We start from the raw sequence: 19394 nt of genomic DNA, 5'->3' as shown, positions 1-19394 counted from the left end.
TTTGTTCGTTTTCTTACAAGCCCTTCGTCACCAGCGCGTCGCGCCGGTGAACCCCCGTCGCGATTCGCCGGCCGAGCGCGAAGCGGCGATCCGCAAACCGAACCTTGACGCCTTTGTCCGGCCATTACAGCCGGGCAGACCGGCGAAAAGCGCCATGCGGCAACACGGGTTTGCGCAAGAAAGCCTTCGTTTCTGGCGATTTTAGTCAAATTCCCGCTAGGCGCTGAAACGGCCCGCTGCTATATGCGCAAGCCATGAGCACAGATAACCGTACGCCCCTCGACCATATCCGCAATTTCTCGATCGTGGCCCATATCGACCACGGCAAATCGACGCTGGCTGACCGTCTGATCCAGACGACCGGCGGCCTTGCCGAACGCGACATGTCCGAGCAGGTTCTGGATTCGATGGATATCGAGCGCGAGCGCGGCATCACCATCAAGGCCCAGACGGTGCGCCTGCACTACAAGGCCAACAATGGCGAGACCTATATCCTCAACCTGATCGACACGCCCGGCCATGTCGACTTCGCCTATGAAGTGTCGCGCTCGCTATCGGCCTGCGAAGGCTCGCTGCTCGTCGTCGACGCCAGCCAGGGCGTGGAAGCCCAGACGCTGGCCAATGTCTATCAGGCGATCGACAACAATCACGAGATCGTCACCGTTCTCAACAAGGTCGACCTGCCGGCGGCCGAACCCGACCGCATTCGCGAGCAGATCGAGGAAGTCATCGGGATCGACGCATCGCAGGCCGTGCTGATTTCGGCCAAGACCGGCCTCGGCATCCCCGACGTACTCGAAGCGATCGTGCATCAGTTGCCGGCGCCGAAGAGCGAATTGGGCGAAAAAGGCCCCCTGAAGGCGCTTCTGGTCGACAGCTGGTACGACACCTATCTCGGCGTCATGGTTCTGGTGCGCGTGCTCGACGGCGTGCTGACCAAGGGCCAGACGATCCGGATGATGGGCACCGATGCCAAGTACCAGGTCGAGCGCGTCGGCGTGCTGACACCGAAGATGCTCGCCGTCGATTCACTCGGACCCGGCGAGATCGGTTTCTTCACCGGCTCGATCAAGGAAGTCGCCGATACCCGCGTCGGCGATACGATTACCGAAGACAAGAAGCCGACGGCAAAAGCGCTACCGGGCTTCAAGCCGGCCCAGCCGGTGGTGTTCTGTGGCCTGTTCCCGGTCGATGCGGCTGATTTCGAAGACCTGCGCGCCGCCATGGGCAAGCTGCGTTTGAACGATGCGTCCTTCTCGTTCGAAATGGAATCGTCTGCGGCGCTGGGCTTCGGTTTCCGTTGCGGCTTCCTCGGCCTCCTGCATCTGGAAATCATCCAGGAACGCCTCGAGCGCGAATTCAATCTCGACCTGATCGCGACAGCACCTTCGGTGGTCTACAAGCTGTTCATGACCGACGGCACCGAGCGCGAACTGCACAACCCGGCCGACATGCCGGACGTGGTGCGCATCTCGGAAATCCACGAGCCGTGGATCAAGGCAACCATCCTGACGCCGGACGACTATCTCGGCGGCATCCTCAAGCTCTGCCAGGACCGCCGCGGCATCCAGACCGAACTCACTTACGTGGGCAAACGCGCCATGCTCACCTATGAGCTGCCGCTGAACGAAGTGGTGTTCGATTTCTACGACCGCCTGAAGTCGATCTCCAAGGGTTATGCCTCGTTCGACTACCATCTCGACGCCTATCGCGAGGGCAACCTCGTCAAGATGTCGATCATGGTCAATGGCGAGCCGGTCGATGCGCTGTCGATGCTGGTCCACCGGTCGGCTGCCGAAAAGCGCGGCCGCGACATGTGCGAAAAGCTGAAAGACCTGATCCCGCGCCACATGTTCAAGATCCCGATCCAGGCCGCCATCGGCGGCAACGTGATCGCCCGCGAAACCATCTCGGCCATGCGCAAGGACGTCACCGCCAAGTGCTACGGCGGCGACGCCAGCCGCAAGCGCAAGCTCTTGGACAAGCAGAAGGCCGGCAAGAAGCGCATGCGCCAGTTCGGCAAGGTCGATATCCCACAGGAAGCGTTCATCGCCGCGCTGAAGATGAGCGACGAGTGAGGGTTGGGACGAGGAGATTACTCCTCGTCCAAAATCAAACGGTGCACCTCCAGCAGCTTGATCAGCTTGCCAATCTCTTTCGACCCCATTGGACCTTCAACAATAAGCCGTACAACGGTTTCACCACTCAGCGACGCCTTTAACCACTCAGTGGATGGACTCCCATTTGACCAACTTCCTGCCTGCACACTGGCTTGTGCAGGCATTTCTCGGCTAGTCATCTCAAATTCTGGATTAGACACATCGCTTTCAGCCTCCTCATCAGGTCTTGAAGGCGAGTTTTCTTGAAGGCCGGAAAAAACTATCGCGTCCCTGTAGTTAAGGATCACTTCGTCGGCAGCCTGCGATGAATAAGCTGATTCACCGCTCTCCTGACGGTCGAATACCAGATAGTTTTTTAAAAGGGCGTCTGACAAATGCGCCGGAAATCCAAACTTCTCCCATAGCTCCCGGTGGATGCTAGGAAGCAAAGCTGCTTCTTTGATTAGCTGCGCTCGCTTTTCAGACCGTGGATCAGCATCGCCTACAATCCTCCTTGCCGTGTCGGTAAGCTGAAATTTACGGCCGTCGCCGCTGCCTTGGTCCGACAAAAGCCCGAATTGAATTAGTGCAGCAGCTGATTTCAAAAGCCCCCCCGATTGAGGTGACAAGTCCCAAGCGTCTGCTAGAACTGGCAACCCCACAGCAAAGTGCTGCGCTTTTCGGTGCAATTGCGCGACCCGATCAATCGCCTTCGAGAGTGAAAGGTATGGGTACGGAGGGCTCCTGAAGCGTTTCCGTATATTTGGCTCATCATCGACCATGGAAGTTCTCCTTGCTACGCTAGCATTTATGAAGCATTTTCTTATTGCCTTCAAGGATTTTCTAATCTAGCCTGCTTCAATCAAGGAGAATCGACATGGAGAGAAGAGCAATAGCCAGCCGCACCATCGAGCACCGTCGCGGTTGGCAGTAACAAAAAGGGCCACAAAACAGATAGGGCTGCAACCCGACCTGAAATGTGACCCGTGGTGTCAGCGGACAAGCCCTAATCCGTTGGACGAATGTACTGGGAATGCCGATATCTGAAACACTTTGCCCCTTCAGAATCGCACGTCCCGGTCTTCGTTTCAAGTGGGCAACCAGTTGAAATGAAAGGATCGTTCAATGAACGATAATGCAAAGCCGAGCCCTGCGCTCACCTTCGATGACGCCGTCCAGATCTGGCTCTGCCACTGGACCGGCGAGTTTCAGAACCGGATTGCGGCGCGTCTCGACGTCAATCCGGGCCGCGTGAACGAAGTTCTCAAGGAACGGAAGTTCATCGGCAGCCGTGAAGCGGCCCTTCAGAAGCGCTCAGCATGACGAAGCGAGGTCGCTGCGACAGCAGCGATCTTCCTCCTCACAATCGAAAAGGAATCTGAAAGTGACCAAACGCAATCAACACGTCGTCCCACATGCAAACGGCTGGGCAATCAAGGGTGCGGGCTCAGAGCGCGCTACCAAGGTCGTCCCCACCCAAAGCGAAGCCATCGGCATTGCCCGTGGTATCGCCCAGAACCAGCAGTCGGAAATGCTGATCCACGGAGAAAACGGTCGTATCCGCGAGCGCAATTCCTACGGCAACGACCCGCATCCGCCGAAGGGTTGATCCAACCATGCCGGGGGCAGTCCGCCGCCCTCGGCTCCCGCTTCCGGTGCGGCGGTTCTTGCGCTATGATCCGCCATTGACCGGAGAACCGTGCATGTCGACGCAGGCCCGCAAGCCCACTGAACTGCCCCTGGACGAGACGCTTATTGCGGAAGCCCATGAACTTGGGCTCGACGTGGCGGATGCCGCAGAGGCCGGCATCGCGCGTGCGGTGAAGGCCGAGAAGGAGCGCCGCTGGAAAATCGAGAACGCGGACGCAATTCAGGCCGCAAATGACTACGTCGCCAAGCATGGTTTGCCTTTGGCCAAATATCGGATCTGGTAAATCATGACACGCTTCCATGTTCACGGCATCGGAAGCGAGGGCAGTCTGGCCATGGATCTGCAATCCAACCTTTTGGACACACTCGATACGCGCGTCGTGGCACCCTTGGCGCCTGTTGGCGATCTGGCCAAGATAGTCTTGCGGCTCAACCCCCATTTTGAAATCGAAGGCGAGGTGTTCGTGATGCTGACGGAATTCCTGACCACCATCCCCGCCTCAGCGCTAGGCCCCGCCATCGCCGATCTCTCGCCCAGGGCGGACGAAATCACGGCGGCCACGGACTTCCTGTTCCAGGGATTCTGAGGCTTCACCTGCAACCCTTCCCCCCGGCTTGCAGCCCTTCAAAATCCTCGTTATTTAGTTGTGCAGGCAATTCGAATAAACCGCGACGCGATCGCTTCCAAGGGGGAATGGCCAATGCACAAGTTCAAGATCGTCAAGACCGAGAAGGGCGAATACCGCGTCCAGTTCGTCTACAATGCCGAAGTGATGGCGTGGTCGGAGAACTATGCCTCGAAGGCGAGCGCGAAGAATTGCGTCGAGTCGATCAAGAAAAATGCGCCCGAGGCCGCGATCGTCGACCTGACCAAGCAGGAGACCGGCAGCGGCTATCGCTTCGAGATCGACGAGGCGAAGAACGGCGAGACCTTCGTCCGCTTTCGTGCCGGCAATGGCGAGATCATGGTGCGCTCGGAGACTTACAAGTCGAAGGCCAGTGCCAGGAACTGCGCCACCTCGGTGCAGAAGAACGCGCCCGAGGCCGAGGTCGTCGAGGAGGGCTAACCGGCCGGCCGCCGCAAACCTTCGGCCAACGCCATCTCCAGCAGCCAATCGCGGAACAGCCGCATGCCGGCGGTCGGCTGGCGTGATTTCAGCCGGGTCAGCCAGTAGCTGCCCATGCCGGTCTCGATGGCAAAGGGCTGCACGAGCTGGCCCGCTGACAAGAGGCGCTGGAACATCAGCGGCGGTGCCAGCGCCACGCCGGCGCCCTGCTGGGCGGCCTCGATCATCGCCAGCGAGGTGTCGAAGACCATGCCCTTCAGCGGCGCGGATGCCGCAACACCGGCGGCGGCAAACCACGACGCCCATTCCGACGCGCGGTAGGAGCGCAGCAGCGTCTCGCCGAGCAGGTCGTCAGGCACCTTCAGCCGGGCGGCCAGCTGCGGCAGGCAGAGCGGCGACAGGGGCGCCTCGAACAATTCCTCCGCCTCCGTGCTGTGCCAGGCGCCATTGCCGAAGCGGATGGCGAAATCCAGGCCTTCTGCGGCCATGTCGACGCGGTTGTTGTTGGTCGACAGCCTGAGTTCGACAAAGGGAAAACGCCGGGCGAAATCGCCGAGCCGCGGCAACAGCCAGCCGACGGCAAAGGTGCCGACGGCGCCGACCTTGACCACCTCGCTCAGATGACCGTGCTCGAAGCGGTTGAGCGTCCCGGCGATCCGGTCGAAGCTTTCGCGCAGCACCGGCAAAAGCGCCTCGCCCTCTTCGGTGATCATCAGCCCGCGCGGCAGGCGCTTGAACAGCGCCGTGCCCAACCGGTCCTCTAACTGCTTGACCTGCTGGCTGACGGCCGCCTGGGTGACGCAGAGCTCGATCGCGGCCCGGGTAAACGACAGATGCCGGGCCGAGGCCTCGAAGGCACGCAGCGCATTGAGCGGAAGATAGGGTCGAACCATGATGCCCCAGATTTTCTAGGATGAGATACCAGATAAGGTCGTTTGCGATGCAATTGCGATAAATTTAGCGATGAGCGTGTCGCAGTCGTCAAGCCGGAATGCAAGCGCAGTCCTGCCGGACGGAAGCCTGCGGCCAGGATCCGCAACCCGCTCAAGGAGCCGCCATGCCCGCCTCGCCCACCCCTGTCCTGTCCCGCCGCCGCTTCACCCGGCTTGCCGGTGCGCTGATCGGCGCCTGCCTTGCCACACCCCGCCTGTCGCTTGCGGCGGGCAATGCCGAGGGCGCATTCAGCCAGGCGGTGGAGGCCATCGAGGCGCGCATCGCGGCCCGGCTCGGCGCCTTCGTGCTCGACACAGAAACCGGGACCACGCTCGGCTACCGCGCCGACGAGCGTTTCCCGATGTGCAGCACCTTCAAGGCGGTTGCCGCCGGCGCGGTACTGTCGCGCGTCGATGAGGGCAAGGAGGATCTGGCGCGCCGGCTGCGCTGGAAGAAGGCCGACCTGATCGCCCATTCTCCCGTCACGGAAAAACACGTCAAGGATGGCCTGACGCTGGCCGAGCTCTGCCATGCCGCAACCACCGTCAGCGACAATACGGCCGCCAATCTGCTGCTGGAGGCGATCGGCGGTCCGGCCGGCTTTACCGCCTTCGTCCGCTCGCTGGGCGACCCGGTCACCCGCATCGACCGGATGGAACCGGCGCTCAACAGCGCGAAGCCGGGCGACAAGCGCGACACCACAAGCCCTGCGGCGATGGCCGCCCTGATGAAGGCGCTTGTTCTCGACGAGGCGCTGTCGCCGGCTTCCCGCGAACAGCTCGGCCAGTGGATGATCGCCAATACCACCGGCGGTTCGAAACTGCGCGCCGGCCTGCCACGCAGCTTCATCGTCGGCGATCGCACCGGCGCCGGCGCCAATGGTACCAACAATGTTGTCGCCGTCATCTGGCCGCCGGAGCGCAAGCCGCTGGTGGCGACCGTGTTCATCACCGAAACCGGGACGCCGCGCCCGGAATCGGATCCGGCCATGGCCGAGATCGGCCGGTTGTTCAATCGGATCCTGGAAATCTGAGCGCACCGCCGCGGCCGTCCCCGCTCGGGCGAGGGCTGCGGCCCGACCCTGACGCCGTTGACCGCAATCGCGCTCAACCGGACTTGCTCAACCGGATTTGGTCAGCAGCTGATAGAGGGCGATCGGGTTGGTCGAAAGGTAGCGCACCAGCAGCCGGCGCGGCTCGCGGAACAGGCGATAGAGCCATTCGAGCCCGGCCTTCTGCATCCATTCCGGCGCGCGCGGCAGCTTGCCGGCAAGGAAGTCGAACAGCCCGCCGGAAGTCTTGATGACGCCGACGCCACGCAGCCGCTCGAGATTGCGTGCGACAAACTGCTGCTCATAGGGTACGCCCATGCCGATCCACAGGATGTCCGGCTTCAGCCGGGCGATTTCTGCAACCACCGCCTCTTCCCGCCCGGCCAGATAGCCGTTCGATGACCCGGCAAAGATCAGGTCCGGATAGGTCTCCCGCATCTGCGCCACCGCGCGCCGGTTGCTGTCTTCGGTTGCGCCGAGAAAATAGAAGCTGACACCGGCCTGCGCGGCCAGTTCGGCCACGGCGTGGACCAGATCGGTCGTCGCCACCCGTTCAGGCAGCGGCGTGCGGCACAGGACGCGCGACAACAGCACCATCGGCATGCCATCGGCATGAATCTGTCCGGCCTTGAGCAGAATGTCTCTGAAACCCTCATCCCGCGCCGCCAGGGCGATGACCTGGCCATTGGCCGAGGTGGAATAGAAAGGCAACCCGTCCCTGCCGCGCGCTTCCAGCGCAATGCGAATGAACGCGCGGGCGGATGTGTGCATGTCGATCAAGGCAATGGGGAGGCCGCCGAGCCGGACGGTTTTAGCACCATCGTCCGCCGGGCGATCGGTCAGGTCTGCTTTGTGCATACGAAAGGGACGTCCAGTTGGTCGTTTGGTCCTGCAAGTTACTACCGCTGTGTTAACGGTTCGCTACGAATTGACAGCCGACGGACATGTCCGGCGTCACCATCATTCGCGGTGCCTGTACGTCACCGCGCCCCGCTGTCCGCCATCCTCGACCACGGCAACGATCTCCGACCACAGTCTTTGCAGTTCAGCGCCTGCCTCGATCGTTGGCGCTTGCGTATGCCAGGCTTCGAGCACGGCATCCGCCATGGCCTGCGCATCGGCATCGGTGCCGACGAGGTGGATTGCCTTATGGTCGATCAGCCGGCGAAACAGGCCGTGATGGGCAAGAGCATCGCTGCGGCGCGGCGCGTTGACGATCACCGGCTTGCCGGAAAGGCCGGCCGCCAATACGCTGCCGCGACGCGCGGTCAGTCCCTCGGGAAACAGATAGCAGAATACGTCGACCTGCTCGAAAATGGCAAAGAGTTCGGCATCGGTCGCGACATAACCGGTGACCGTGACGCGCTCGCTGATGCCAAGGTGGCTCGCAAGCTCAAAGAAATCACGCTCGACATTGTCCATTCCCTTGATGAAGGACCCGACAAACACGACGCTGACATCATGGCCGCGCGCAACCAGGGCGCCAGCAATGGCCAGGACTTCGGTGGACTGCTTTTTCGGATAGATCGAGCCGAACTGGCCGATGATCAGGCGGCCGGCTTTTTTCTGCCGCTCCAGCGCCTGCGACCGCGGTCCCGGCTGCAATGTGGCCGGCGGCACGAGATTGGGCGGCACGGGCACGATGGCGCGACGCTTCGTCGTCATGCCCGACACGGGGCTTGCCGCAAACTCGTCCTCGATTTCCGGCGCCGAGAAGCAGACGCGGCTGGCCAGCAGCATGACCGGCATCAGCACCAGCCGCCGTTTCCAGTCGAGCGCCTGCCATTCATGCAGGACGACGACCAGTTTGCGTCCCAGCAGCCGCACCATCAGCGCTGCGAGCGTCGGCTCGACAAGCTTCTTCTTCCAGCCGACGACCGGGAAATTGAAGATTGCCGCATCTACGTCGGACAGCGCCTTTGCCAACCCGATCAGATCCAGGTCCAGCTTGCGCCGGCGGGCGCGCGGTCCCAGTCGATCGGCCAGAAGCCCGGCAAAACTCTCGACGCCGCATGTCTGCGCGGCACCGGAAACAAAAACGAGGTAGTTCTTTTCTGCCATGTCGATCTGTCCAAAGTCTCCGGCAATGCCATGGCCGATGCGCTGATGGGACCGTTCGCGGCCACAGATGCAGACAGCCCAGCGGAAACGGCCTTCTGAACAAGGATGCCGGTTCCGGTGCAGCAAAATCGCTGTTTAGTCTGAAAATAAGATGAAGCTGCAAGCCCGTCGGTTCGTTGCATATCGGCTAACCGGCCGCGTCACGGGCGCCCAGCACGGAATTGGCAGCATCCGTTAAGCTATTCTAGGGGAATGCCGCCTAGATTTGGCAGCCGAACATGCCACGAAGGAAGAGACATGACGGCATCCATCTCGCTGGTCACACCGAGCTATAGCGGCGATTTCGATTGCTGCCAGCTGCTGTGCGAATCAATCGATCGCCATGTCACCGGCCATGACATGCACTACATCGTCGTCGGCGATGAGGATGCGGCGCTGTTTGCGCCGCTGAACGGCCCCCGGCGTCGCGTGGTCCTATCCTCGAGCCTGCTGCCGAAATTCTGGGCCTTGCCGAAATGGCGCGGCCGGCGCTACTGGTGGTCACCCGCCATCCACCTGCCGGTCTATGGCTGGCACCTGCAGCAATTGCGCAAGATTGCCATGACGCTCGCCCAATCGAGCGAGCGGGTGATGTGCGTCGATTCCGACAATGTCTTCTGCCGTCCCCTCGATTTATCGGAGATTGCCGCGACGCCGAGGCTTGCGCACTATGTCGAGCCCGGCGCAATCAATCCATCCCGTCCCAATCATGTCCGCTGGTGGCAAAATGCTCACCGCGTCCTCGGTATGCCGGATCCGGTCCTGCCGGGCGACGACTTCATCGGCCCGATGACCCTGTGGGAACGCGAGACCGTGAAGGTCATGACACGGCAGATCGAAACGGTTTCCGGCCTGCCCTGGTGGCAGGCACTGGCACGCCAGCGGCATTTCTCGGAATACCTGGTCTATGGTGCAGCCGTTGCCAGCGATCCGACGCTTGCCGCCCGGCACGAGCGCGTCTCGCAAAGCCGTTGCCTTACCTATTGGGTCGGCCCGCCGCTCGATCGGGCCGGGCTCCAGGCGCTCATCGCCAGCCTGCTGCCGCACCAATGCGCCATCACCATCCAGTCGCACACGCAGACGCCGATCGAGATCATCCGTGAGGTCGCGATCGGCAAGGCCTGAGATACCCTGCCTGTGCCTCTCAGCCCTTGTAGGGTTTTGGCAGGAAACCGAGACTTGCAACGGTCCGGCCGAGCGACACCAGCAAGGGATGGCTTGCCGGCAACAAGTGGCGGGTTTGCCGGAACAGCAGCAACGACCGGCCAAGTCCGAGGAAAAGGCTCACCGCATTCTTGGCAACAGGCCCGATCGCCGATCGGCTGTGGATGCGGTCGATAACATAGTTGATGCTACCGGTGCGGATCGACCGCTTCATCAGGAACCGGGCCGAGACACGTTCTCCGGCCACGAATTCGTGGATCAGCGCCTCGGCGCACCACCAGGTCCTGAAACCTGCCTTGCGGCAGCGGGTGAAGAATTCCATGTCGCCGCCGCCGAGAAAATTGAACCGTATGTCGAACAATGGCGAGGCGAGGCCATCGAAGACCCGGCGGCGGATCAGGCAATTTCCGGATCCATGGATCTGGTCGATCTCGCGGCTCGGACCGTCGATCGAACCGAACAGCGGATGCTGCATGACGGCTGTGGTCGCCGGCACCTCGAACTCCCGGTCGACCGGGCCGCCGACGATATCGGCATTCTCGCGCCTGGCCGTGCCGACGATCGCCGCCAGCCAGCCGGGCATGGCCATTTCGTCATCGTCGATCATCAGCAGGAACTCGGCCTTCGGAAAGGCCTGCATCGCCTCGGCAAAGGCACGGTTGATCGCGTGGCAATTGCCCTGCTTGCCCTCGGTGAAAACCGCATACGGCAGGCCAGCCGGGCCGAGCAGGTCTTCGGCGCAGGCAGCACCGACCGGATTGGCGGCATCATTGTCGACGACGACGATCGCGAAGGGGAAATCGGTTTCCTGGGCGACGACGGATGCAAGCGTGCGGGCCAGCCAGGCCGGCCGACGAAAGGTCGGGATACAGACGACCGCCTGGATCGAACCCGCATCCTGCTTTGGCATTTCAGAAGCTCTTGTCACCGGCGACTGCAATCTGGCTGATTTCAGCCTCTCTGATCCTGCGGCGGAACCTACAAACTGCAGGTAAGCATGACGTTAACGCGCATTTGCGAGACGCTGTGCCAGGCGCTCTGTTTGGCGCTGTGGCCTCGGCCAGTTCGGGCGTGCAGGCCGGGCTTTTGCCGCAACAGCCGGTTTGGCCTCGACAAGGCTGGCATAGGCCTGGAACCTGAGCCCGAAGACCGAGATCAGCGTGGTGAACCAGAGCGGCCCGGTATTGCCAAAGAACGGGCTCTCCAGGCAGGCAAAAAACAGGGAAAACAGCCAGATGCGGATGAACAGCCGTGTCAGCGCCGGATCCTTGCCGCTCTTCAAAGCCCGTCCGGCATCGCGGATCGGCAGGAAAACCAGCCAGATCACCACCAAAACCAGCATCGGAATACCGCCATTGATCAGCTGTTCGACATAGCCATTGTGCGAATTGGCGGCCGTGACCGCCCATGAACTGAGTGCCTGGCCGCGCGAAAACAGGGCTTCGGTCTGCCAGAAGGACTGGAAGCCATAGCCGAAGAACGGCCGGTCGGCGATGGCCGACAGGGCCAGCTCCCAGATCGAGTTGCGGTCGGTGAAAGTCGGATCAACACCGAGCGATATCAGGAAACCACTGACCGCCGGAGAAACGGCGGCCGACATCAGGATGGCGTTGACGATCAGGAGGCCAAGAACCGGGATCAGCCAGCGCGAGGCCCGCACATGCTCGAACACCCAGGCCAGAACCAGCACGGCCGGCAGCATGCCCGCCGACGTCTTGCCGCCTGACTTCAGCACGAAGAAGCCTGCCGCCACGACGATCGCGAGGCCAATGAAAGTGGACCGGACCTGTCGCAGGTAAAGGCCGAAAAACACCGCAAAGACCATGGCACCGGCCGCGACGTTCTTGTGGCCGAAATGGCCGCGCCAGTCGCCTGCCAGCAATTGCTCGAGCGCATCCGTCGGCTGGTGGATCGCCCGCTGCGGCAAGGCCAGGATGCCAAAATAGGACAGGCCGATGACCGCGACCATGATGCCGCAGACCAGCTTGCCGAACTGCTTTTCATTGCGCGGCAACAGCAGAACGGCGCTGCTGCACAGGCAGACCAGTATGGCAAAGACGATACGGCGGAAGGCCGTGGCAGGATCGTCTGACAGCAGCCCGGTCAAGCAGACCCAGAGCAGAAGCACGGCGAGCAGACCATGCGGCCTGAGCAACATCCCGACCGATCGATAGCGAAACATCGTGACCAGCACGACACCGGACAGGCTGACGACGATCAGCTGGTTGATCAGGTTAGAGCTCTTGCCATAGGCGGTCAGCAGTGCGGCCGCATTCGGATCGGGGAAGGGTGCAAGACCGATCCAGAAGTAGCAGAAAATCGTCAAGAAGAGCAGGCTGGAGAACAGGCCGTTCCGCGCGGTTGCTCCGTTCTGACGCCCGTCAGGCATAAGCCTCTTCCCTGTCTTCGCTCAGATAGCGATAGTCGCGCCACAGGCCGAGCAGGACGGCGACGACGAGGCCGAGGAACAGGCCGACCATGCCGCCTGCCGCGGCCAGCAGATATCCTCTGGGCGGGAAGCTGCGATTGGCGGGCGCGACCGCCGGCGTGACGATGCGGACATTGGTGGCGTCGATCTGCTGGCGCTGGGCGGCTTCGCCGGCACGCGCCATGAAGGCTTCGTAGACGGCAGCCTTGGCGCGGGCCTCGCGCTCGAGTTCGCGCAGCTGGATCTGCGAGGCGCTGTCGTCGAAGACCGAGGTCGCCATCTGGTTGGCCTGCGAATTGAGCAGCTTCAAGGCGGTGCGTGCCTGGTCGAGCTCGGTCTTGGCAGCCTGGACGATGCGGCCGGTCTCGGCGCTGATCTGGTCTTCGAGCGCCTTCACCTGCGGCGTCAGCGTCAGGATCACCGGATGGTTTGGACCAAGTACCGCCGATTGCGAGGTCATGCGCTGCTTCAGGGTCGAATACTGGGTGCGCAGCATGGTCATCGTTTCCGACTGCAGGCTTGCGGCGTTCATCTGGTTGCGCGGGTCGGTGGCGACCAGTTCATTGTAGCGGGTTTCGGCCTGGATCAGCCGCGCCCGCGCCTCGATCAGCTGGGTATTGGTCTGCTGCGACATCAGCGTGCTGGTCAGTTCACCGGATACCGATTGCAGTCCCCGCTCGCGCTTGAACTGCTCGACATTGGATTCCGCCTTGGTCACCTCGACCTTGAGGTCGTCGAGGCGCGCGATCAGCGCGCTTGCCGCCCGGCCCGCCCCTTCGGATTCCGCCTTGGCCAGTTCTTCCTGGAAGCTGGTGACGACGGCATTGGTGATATCGACCGACTTGTCCGGATTGTTGGACCAGACCGCGACATTGACGATGAAGGAGCGTTCGTCGCGGCGCGCAACGACGCGCTTGGCCAGCGTGGTCAGCGCGTCATTGGCCGGATCCTTGGATGATGCGCCGGCAAATTCCGGATCGGCATAAAGTTTCAGGTCCTTGACCACGCGGCCGAGAACATTGCCCGAGGTGATGACGCGCAGCTTGCTGTCGACATCGAGCAGCTTGGTGTCACGTTGCATGTTCTCGGAAAAGATGTCGTTGCTGACGACCCGCAGATTGGCCGGATCAAGCAGGATGTCGATGCCGGCGATAAAGCGCGGCTTGACGAAGATCGTCACGCTATAGCCGGCGACGGCGCCGAAGACGGCCAGCGCCACGATCCAGATCGCGCCACCCCGCAACCAGTCGAGAACGCGGAAGAGATCGATCTGGAAGAGCTGCTGGAGCCTTGAATAGGTTTCCGCGTCGCGTCTTTCATCCGATGCACCGACCGTTTCGGCGGCGGGAGCAACCGTTTCGGATTGAAGCACATGCGGCGCGGGTCCGTCTTGCTCCGGCACATGCAGCGCCGCTGCGGGCAGAGCATCCGCCTGATGATGCACTCTTTCGATCCAGCCGCGTGTACTGACCACGGGCTTCTTCAGTCGAGAGTTGGCTTCATACATGGTGGTCCGGACCCAGTCGCTATCGGCTTTGCGCGCGCAATCATGGTTAACAAACCCTGTTTTCATTAAGTATCCATTAATGCCGTTTCCGAATGATGCGTGCGCGTGCGTAACTCCTGATATAAAAGGGGCGCGAATGCGTCGTCTTGCGACACGCGCCACTGACCATGTTCCATTTTGGGCGTAGCCGAGGGAAGCACCGTGATGCGCAGGCGAGAGTTCGTGGTCGGCGCCCTTGGGGCAGGCCTTGCAGCATCCACCATGCCTGACCGCGTGCTTGACGGCATGCCCGAAGCCTTGTCTGGCGCCTCACAGGGTACCTCACGCAGCACAGGCGGCATGGCCAGCGCCAGCCAACTGCGCACCGCCATTCCCTTCGGCGCCGCCGTGCGCGTCGATTATCTCGCCGACCAGTTCGACTACAAGACCGCCATCCTCGAGCACTGCCAGATCGTCGTCGGCGAAGGCGGGTTGAAATGGATCGACCTGCGCCCGACGCGCGACGATTTCGTCTTCGACCAGCCTGATCGCCTGATCGCATTCGCCGATGCCAATGGCATGAAGATGCGCGGACATACCCTTGCGTGGTACGGCGCCATGCCGGACTGGACCCAGCAGATCGCCAGCGAAGCCGAGGCGGAAGGCGAGCTTGTCCGCCACATCGAGACCGTGGTCGGGCGCTACAAGGGCCGCATCCCGAGCTGGGATGTCATCAACGAGGCGATCGCCGACAATCCGACCGCCGACGCGCCGTTCCGCGATTCGATCTGGTACCAGCGCCTCGGCAAGCGCTTCCTCGAGCTTTCGCTGCGCACGGCAGCCGCCGTCGATCCGGATGTGCAGCTGGTGATCAACGACTACGCCATCGAAAACCCGACCGAGCAGTGCCGGGCCAAGCGCGAGGCGCTTCTCGCCATGCTGCGCGACCTGAAGGATCGCGACGTGCCGCTGCATGCCGTCGGCATCCAGGGCCATCTTCTCGGCGACCAGGAGATCGACAAGGAAGGACTGTCGCGCTTTGTCGAAGAGGTTTCGGGCCTGGGACTCGAGGTTCTGGTCACCGAACTCGACGTGATCGACAACAAGCTGCCCGCCTCGACCTATGACCGCGACCAGATCGCGGCGGCCACCGCGCGTGACTTCCTCGGCGCCATCTGCGACGTCAAGCGTCCGGGCGCCATTCTCACCTGGGGGATCACCGACCGCTATACCTGGGTGCCGATGTGGTTCACCCGCGACGACGGCAAGCCGAACCGGCCGCTGCCGCTCGACGTCAACTATCGTCCGAAAGCCATGATGCAGGTGATCGAAGACTTCACGCGTGTTCCTGCCTGATGATCCGTCAAATCTCGTCCTACATGATCGCCAATGTCGTCACCGTCCTGATCGGCGGTGCCTCGGTCGTGCTGTTCACCCATATCCTCAGCCCGCATGAATACGGCATCTACGTCCTCGGTATCAGCGTCGCCGGCCTGATCTCGACGCTTCTGTTCGGCTGGATCAAGACATCGGTCTTGCGCTTCACCTCCGAAGGAGACGGCGCGGATGTGCGCATGTCGGCGCTGATCGCCTATGGCGTCATCGTCATGGCTATCCCGTTGATGGTGATCGCGGCCCTTTTCCTGCCCGACGGTTCTGCCCAATACGTGGTGCCGGCGATCTTCGTCGCCTATGCCGTCGGCCTGTTCGAATTCGTGCTGGAAATCTTCCGGGCGCGCCAGGAAACCGGATCCTACATGCGCTCGACGATCCTGCGTGCGCTGCTCGGCATCACCCTGTCCTGCCTGCTGGTGATGGTGTTCGATCTCGGCGGCCAGGGCTTGCTGATCAGCGTCGCCGGCTCCTATCTGGTCACCATCCTGGTCTATGCGCCAATGGTCTGGCGCCGTCCCCTGCATGGCTTCGACCGCGCCATTCTCACCGAAATGCTGCGCTTCGGCCTGCCGATGACCGTGTCCGGCGGCATCTTCATGCTGCACACGATCATTGACCGGCTGATCATCGTCTCCTTCCTCGGCGAAAATGCCGCCGGCAATTATGGCGCGGCCGCCGATCTCGTCCGCCAGATCATCCTGTTTCCCGGCGTGGCGATCGGCTCGGCCATCGTGCCGATCGCCATTCGCCTTTTGTCCCAGGACGGTCCCGCCGCGACCAACCGGCATCTGCTGCACAGTCTCGAACTGCTGCTGGCGATCCTCATTCCGGCCTGCGTCGGCATGGCGCTGACGGCGGCCAATTTCTCCGGCCTGATCCTCGGCCCGGAATTCGAGGTCGCGGCATCGCAGCTGATACCGGTCATCGTGTTTGCCTGGCTGTTCCGCTCGATCTCCTACCAGTTCATCCATGTCAGCTTCCAGCTCGCCAAGACGGCCCGGCTGGTGTCGATCCAGGGCATGGTCATCCTGACCATCAATGTCATCGGCATGTTCGTGCTGGTGCCGCGCCTCGGCCTGATGGGCGCCGCCTGGTCGCTGCTGTTTTCCGAGATCTGCGGCGTGATCGTCGGCTATTTCCTGTCGTTCAAGGCGCATCCCCTGCCACTGGAAATCTGGCCGACCGTGAAGATCTGCATCGCGACGGTGGTCATGGCGGTGCCGACATGGTTCGTCGAAGGCTTTTTCCCCAACAAGGGACTGATCGATCTCCTCGTGCCGGTGCTGACGGGTATCGTCGCCTACACGGTCGCCGCGCTTTGCCTCGATGTCGCCGGCATCCGGCAGATGCTCCGGGACCGCTTGTCAAAGACGGCCCAGCTGCCCGTCTAGCAGGCCCGAATGCGCCCGGCGATGCAAGGTCTGTTAAGGTCTTGGGCATTTAATCGCGACGGGAAAATGGGCGCGTCCTGCCGGCGTGTCCTCAAAAGGAAGAACGCGTGGACGGAGCGGGAAATACATCCGTACGGCGGGCGAAAAACGGCTTGTCAGCCGCACAACCCACCGTGTTCGGATCACATGTCGGCCTGTTTTCGGCGCCAGACGAAGGTCTGGCCCGCCGCGATCTCGCCGTGCTCTTTCTCAGCCCCTGGGGCATGGAGGAAATGTGCACGCGCAAGTTCTACCGGATCCTGGCCGAACGTTTCGCGTCGCTCGGCGTGGCCAGCCTGCGCTTCGACTATCCCGGCGCGGCAAACGCGTTCGGCGCGCCGGAGGGCAGCGCGGATCCCTCAGGTTCAGGTTTGGCCGATTCCGGTTTGGCCTGTTGGCTCTCGACCATCGGCGAGGCCATTGCCGAACTCAAGGCGCTATCGGGTACCCGACACATCGTCCTGCTCGGCCAGGGTCTGGGCGGCAGCCTTGGCTTTCTGCGCGCGCCGATGGAAACCGACATTGCCGGCCTGATGCTGCTCGGTCCAGTGTTGAAAGGTCGCAACTATCTGCGCGAACTGTCGCTCTGGTCGAAGATGATCGACGAGCCGATGCAGATCAGGACCGAGCTTCGCGACACGTCGCCCGGCGCCATTGCCGGCCTGCGCATGCCGGCGGCTGTCGCATCCGACCTGAAGACCCTCGATCTTTCCGCAGCGCCGCCGCTCGATCCGGCCCTGCCGCTTTTTCTTGGCCAGCGTCCGGGCAATCACGGCGACATCGCCTTCGGCGAGATCCTGCGCAAGACGGGCGGCAATCCGGCGACGGCCAATTTCACCGGCTATGACCAGCTTGTCTCCGGTCCCCTGTCGCAGACCATGCCAGGCGCTTTCATCGAGACCATGCTCTCCTTCGTGCAGGCGCTGCCGCAATTTCACAACCTTAAAGGGCAACCCGCCCGGCTTCCGGTGATCCGGCCGATCGTCTGCGGCGACAGTCGCGAGACGCCGGTGCGCTTCGGTGACGGCGACTGCTTCTACGGCACGCTGTGTCAGCCGGTGGCCTCTTCGATCGGGGTAACGGCGGTGATCTTGTCGACCTCATACGATCATCAGGCCGGCTGGGCCGGTTCGTCGGCGGAGATGGCGCGGCGGCTCGCGGCCATCGGCGTCTCGTCGCTGCGTTACGACGCCGCCGGTGTCGGCGACAGCCCGCCGATCCCGGGACGGCGCCGGCAGGTGCTCTACGACGATGCGCAGCTCGTCGATGTCGCTGCCGCCTACGACTTCCTGCAAACGCTGGGTCTGGCGGACAGGACGCTGATCGTCGGGCGTTGCAGCGGCGCCTATATCGCATTGCGTGCCGCCATATCCGATCCGCGCTGGAACGGGCTTGTGGCCGTCAATCCGGATTCCCTGCTCTGGCGTTTCAAGGGCCTGCCGCGCACGCTGACCGCCTATTCGCAGACGATTCTGAAGCGTGAGACGATCCGGCGCGTGCTTGCCGGCGAGGTGGACACGCTGGCCGCCTTGCGCAATATCGCCGTGCGACTGATCGACCGCGCTGCACGGTCCGCATCGCGCTTCGTCAAGGCGGCCGTGCCGATCACCCGCCTGAGCAGCCGGGTACACAGCGAATTCCTGCAGCTTCAGGCACGCGGTACCCGCGTCGTCTTGGTCTATGCCGAAGGTGACGAGGGGCTGGAGCGCTTTCATGTGCATTTCGGCCCCCGGGCCGAGAAACTCGACGCCTATGGTAATGTCGAGTTCCACATGATCGCCGATGCCGACCATAATCTTACCCCCCTGCCCGCCCGCGAAAGATTGTTTGCCATCGTCGAGTCCACCGCCCGGCAGCTGGCCGCAAGACACGTGATCTGAGCCATCCAAGGGGGATGACTTTTCCAAATCCCCCAACCTTTTCAATAAAACACACCCCATTTCATCCCCCTCCTTTCCACCCGTGCCATACTCACCCCCGTTCCGCTTTCGGATACACCGGGTGTTGCGAGCCCGGCGAAGCGGAACCGGCGCCGGGGGGCGCGGCTGTCGCTGGCCAGATCCTCCGGGCCGGATGCAACGGTCTCCCTCTGGTGGAGGGGATTATAGATGGCGACGGCCCCGGATGGCTTGCCGCCATGTCGAGATCCCCACAGCCATCGGACGTGCCTCAGCGGCACACAAACAAGGCGCCGGACCTGACTGATTGATCGAGTGATTGATTGATCGGGTCCGGTGACAAAGACGGCGGGAGCTGCGGTCGTAAATGACCCGCTCCCCGGGCGAGGGTCAGGTCGGGATGTGCGCACATCCGACGGGGAACCTCCCGGGCACCCGGCCAGGACGTTTTTACGAGACGTCTTGGACCCAAGCCCGGTTGACGACGAGACTTCGGTCTCAAAGCCAGAGCCGCCTTGCCAGAGAGACGCATGCAACCGGCAAAAATCGCCGAACGGGGCGCCGGAAGGAGCCACATACTAAACTTACAGAGGTTGCTTCTGGCGCCCTGTCCGAGACTTGCATTGGAGTACAGGCATGCCCATCCCCGGAGGAGGACAATCCGACCGGTCAATTGGCGTGGGATTTTTGAAG

18 protein-coding genes are annotated in these 19394 nt (G+C 62.3%); 11 read left to right on the top strand and 7 right to left on the bottom strand.

Annotation, left to right across the window (positions count from 1 at the left end):
• The first annotated feature begins 254 nt into the window (after window positions 1–254).
• Complete coding sequence (gene lepA, locus IM739_RS04125; protein WP_237369957.1) at window positions 255–2078, top strand: translation elongation factor 4; 1824 nt, start codon at window positions 255–257, stop codon at window positions 2076–2078.
• Between the two features lie 17 nt (window positions 2079–2095).
• On the opposite strand, the gene IM739_RS04120 is transcribed toward lepA, so the two are convergent.
• Window positions 2096–2881, bottom strand: coding sequence for a hypothetical protein (locus IM739_RS04120; RefSeq protein WP_237369956.1), 786 nt, complete (start codon window positions 2879–2881; stop codon window positions 2096–2098).
• Window positions 2882–3224: 343 nt separating this feature from the next.
• Between IM739_RS04120 and IM739_RS04115 the strand changes: the two genes are divergently transcribed.
• The 5 genes from IM739_RS04115 (at window position 3225) to IM739_RS24120 (ending at window position 4816) form a co-directional block, all read left to right on the top strand.
• Window positions 3225–3422, top strand: coding sequence for a hypothetical protein (locus IM739_RS04115; RefSeq protein WP_237369955.1), 198 nt, complete (start codon window positions 3225–3227; stop codon window positions 3420–3422).
• 61 nt (window positions 3423–3483) lie between these two features.
• On the top strand, window positions 3484–3708 hold the full coding sequence (locus IM739_RS04110) for a DUF2188 domain-containing protein (RefSeq protein ID WP_237369954.1): 225 nt from the start codon (window positions 3484–3486) through the stop codon (window positions 3706–3708).
• Window positions 3709–3802: 94 nt separating this feature from the next.
• Window positions 3803–4033, top strand: coding sequence for a type II toxin-antitoxin system CcdA family antitoxin (locus IM739_RS04105; RefSeq protein ID WP_237369953.1), 231 nt, complete (start codon window positions 3803–3805; stop codon window positions 4031–4033).
• Window positions 4034–4036: 3 nt separating this feature from the next.
• Window positions 4037–4336 carry a CcdB family protein gene (locus IM739_RS04100; protein ID WP_237369952.1) on the top strand — a complete coding sequence of 100 codons (300 nt, stop codon included), beginning with the start codon at window positions 4037–4039 and terminating at the stop codon, window positions 4334–4336.
• Between the two features lie 114 nt (window positions 4337–4450).
• Window positions 4451–4816 (top strand): YegP family protein, encoded by a 366-nt coding sequence (locus tag IM739_RS24120; protein WP_442981089.1) that lies wholly within the window; start codon window positions 4451–4453, stop codon window positions 4814–4816.
• On the opposite strand, the gene IM739_RS04085 is transcribed toward IM739_RS24120, so the two are convergent.
• Window positions 4813–5709, bottom strand: a complete 897-nt coding sequence (locus IM739_RS04085) for a LysR family transcriptional regulator (protein WP_237369951.1) — start codon at window positions 5707–5709, stop codon at window positions 4813–4815. The genes IM739_RS24120 and IM739_RS04085 overlap by 4 nt on opposite strands.
• Before the next feature lie 164 nt (window positions 5710–5873).
• Between IM739_RS04085 and bla the strand changes: the two genes are divergently transcribed.
• Entirely contained in the window at window positions 5874–6782 is a 909-nt protein-coding gene (gene bla / locus IM739_RS04080) for a class A beta-lactamase (RefSeq protein ID WP_237369950.1), read from the top strand.
• Window positions 6783–6869: 87 nt separating this feature from the next.
• Here the strand turns inward: bla and IM739_RS04075 are convergent, their stop codons facing one another.
• Together IM739_RS04075 and IM739_RS04070 are read right to left on the bottom strand one after the other, a co-directional pair.
• Window positions 6870–7658: a WecB/TagA/CpsF family glycosyltransferase gene (locus IM739_RS04075; protein WP_237369949.1), complete on the bottom strand. Its 789-nt coding sequence runs from the start codon at window positions 7656–7658 to the stop codon at window positions 6870–6872.
• Between the two features lie 102 nt (window positions 7659–7760).
• Entirely contained in the window at window positions 7761–8861 is a 1101-nt protein-coding gene (locus IM739_RS04070) for a glycosyltransferase (RefSeq protein ID WP_237369948.1), read from the bottom strand.
• A gap of 297 nt (window positions 8862–9158) precedes the next feature.
• Between IM739_RS04070 and IM739_RS04065 the strand changes: the two genes are divergently transcribed.
• Window positions 9159–10025 carry a DUF6492 family protein gene (locus IM739_RS04065; RefSeq protein ID WP_237369947.1) on the top strand — a complete coding sequence of 289 codons (867 nt, stop codon included), beginning with the start codon at window positions 9159–9161 and terminating at the stop codon, window positions 10023–10025.
• Between the two features lie 19 nt (window positions 10026–10044).
• On the opposite strand, the gene IM739_RS04060 is transcribed toward IM739_RS04065, so the two are convergent.
• The 3 genes from IM739_RS04060 to IM739_RS04050 all read right to left on the bottom strand — a co-directional run bounded on the left by IM739_RS04060 (window position 10045) and on the right by IM739_RS04050 (window position 13966).
• Entirely contained in the window at window positions 10045–10974 is a 930-nt protein-coding gene (locus tag IM739_RS04060) for a glycosyltransferase family 2 protein (protein WP_237369946.1), read from the bottom strand.
• A gap of 93 nt (window positions 10975–11067) precedes the next feature.
• A complete protein-coding gene (locus IM739_RS04055) occupies window positions 11068–12453 on the bottom strand; it encodes an O-antigen ligase family protein (protein WP_237369945.1) in 1386 nt (461 codons plus the stop codon).
• A complete protein-coding gene (locus IM739_RS04050; protein ID WP_237369944.1) occupies window positions 12446–13966 on the bottom strand; it encodes a GumC family protein in 1521 nt (506 codons plus the stop codon). The genes IM739_RS04055 and IM739_RS04050 overlap by 8 nt, the downstream gene beginning before the upstream one ends.
• Before the next feature lie 237 nt (window positions 13967–14203).
• Between IM739_RS04050 and IM739_RS04045 the strand changes: the two genes are divergently transcribed.
• The 3 genes from IM739_RS04045 to IM739_RS04035 all read left to right on the top strand — a co-directional run bounded on the left by IM739_RS04045 (window position 14204) and on the right by IM739_RS04035 (window position 18683).
• Window positions 14204–15334, top strand: a complete 1131-nt coding sequence (locus tag IM739_RS04045) for an endo-1,4-beta-xylanase (RefSeq protein WP_237369943.1) — start codon at window positions 14204–14206, stop codon at window positions 15332–15334.
• A complete protein-coding gene (locus IM739_RS04040; RefSeq protein ID WP_237369942.1) occupies window positions 15334–16764 on the top strand; it encodes an oligosaccharide flippase family protein in 1431 nt (476 codons plus the stop codon). The genes IM739_RS04045 and IM739_RS04040 overlap by 1 nt, the downstream gene beginning before the upstream one ends.
• 152 nt (window positions 16765–16916) lie before the next feature.
• The gene (locus tag IM739_RS04035; protein WP_237369941.1) at window positions 16917–18683 is read left to right on the top strand and encodes a serine aminopeptidase domain-containing protein; all 1767 of its coding nucleotides are present in this window, start codon (window positions 16917–16919) and stop codon (window positions 18681–18683) included.
• Window positions 18684–19394 lie beyond the last annotated feature (711 nt).

Origin of the sequence: Rhizobium sp. SL42 (genome assembly GCF_021729845.1) — a bacterium.
Classification (GTDB): domain Bacteria; phylum Pseudomonadota; class Alphaproteobacteria; order Rhizobiales; family Rhizobiaceae; genus Allorhizobium.
The sequence above is the reverse complement of the archived record's forward strand: the minus strand, read 5'-3'. Positions and strand labels throughout refer to the sequence as shown.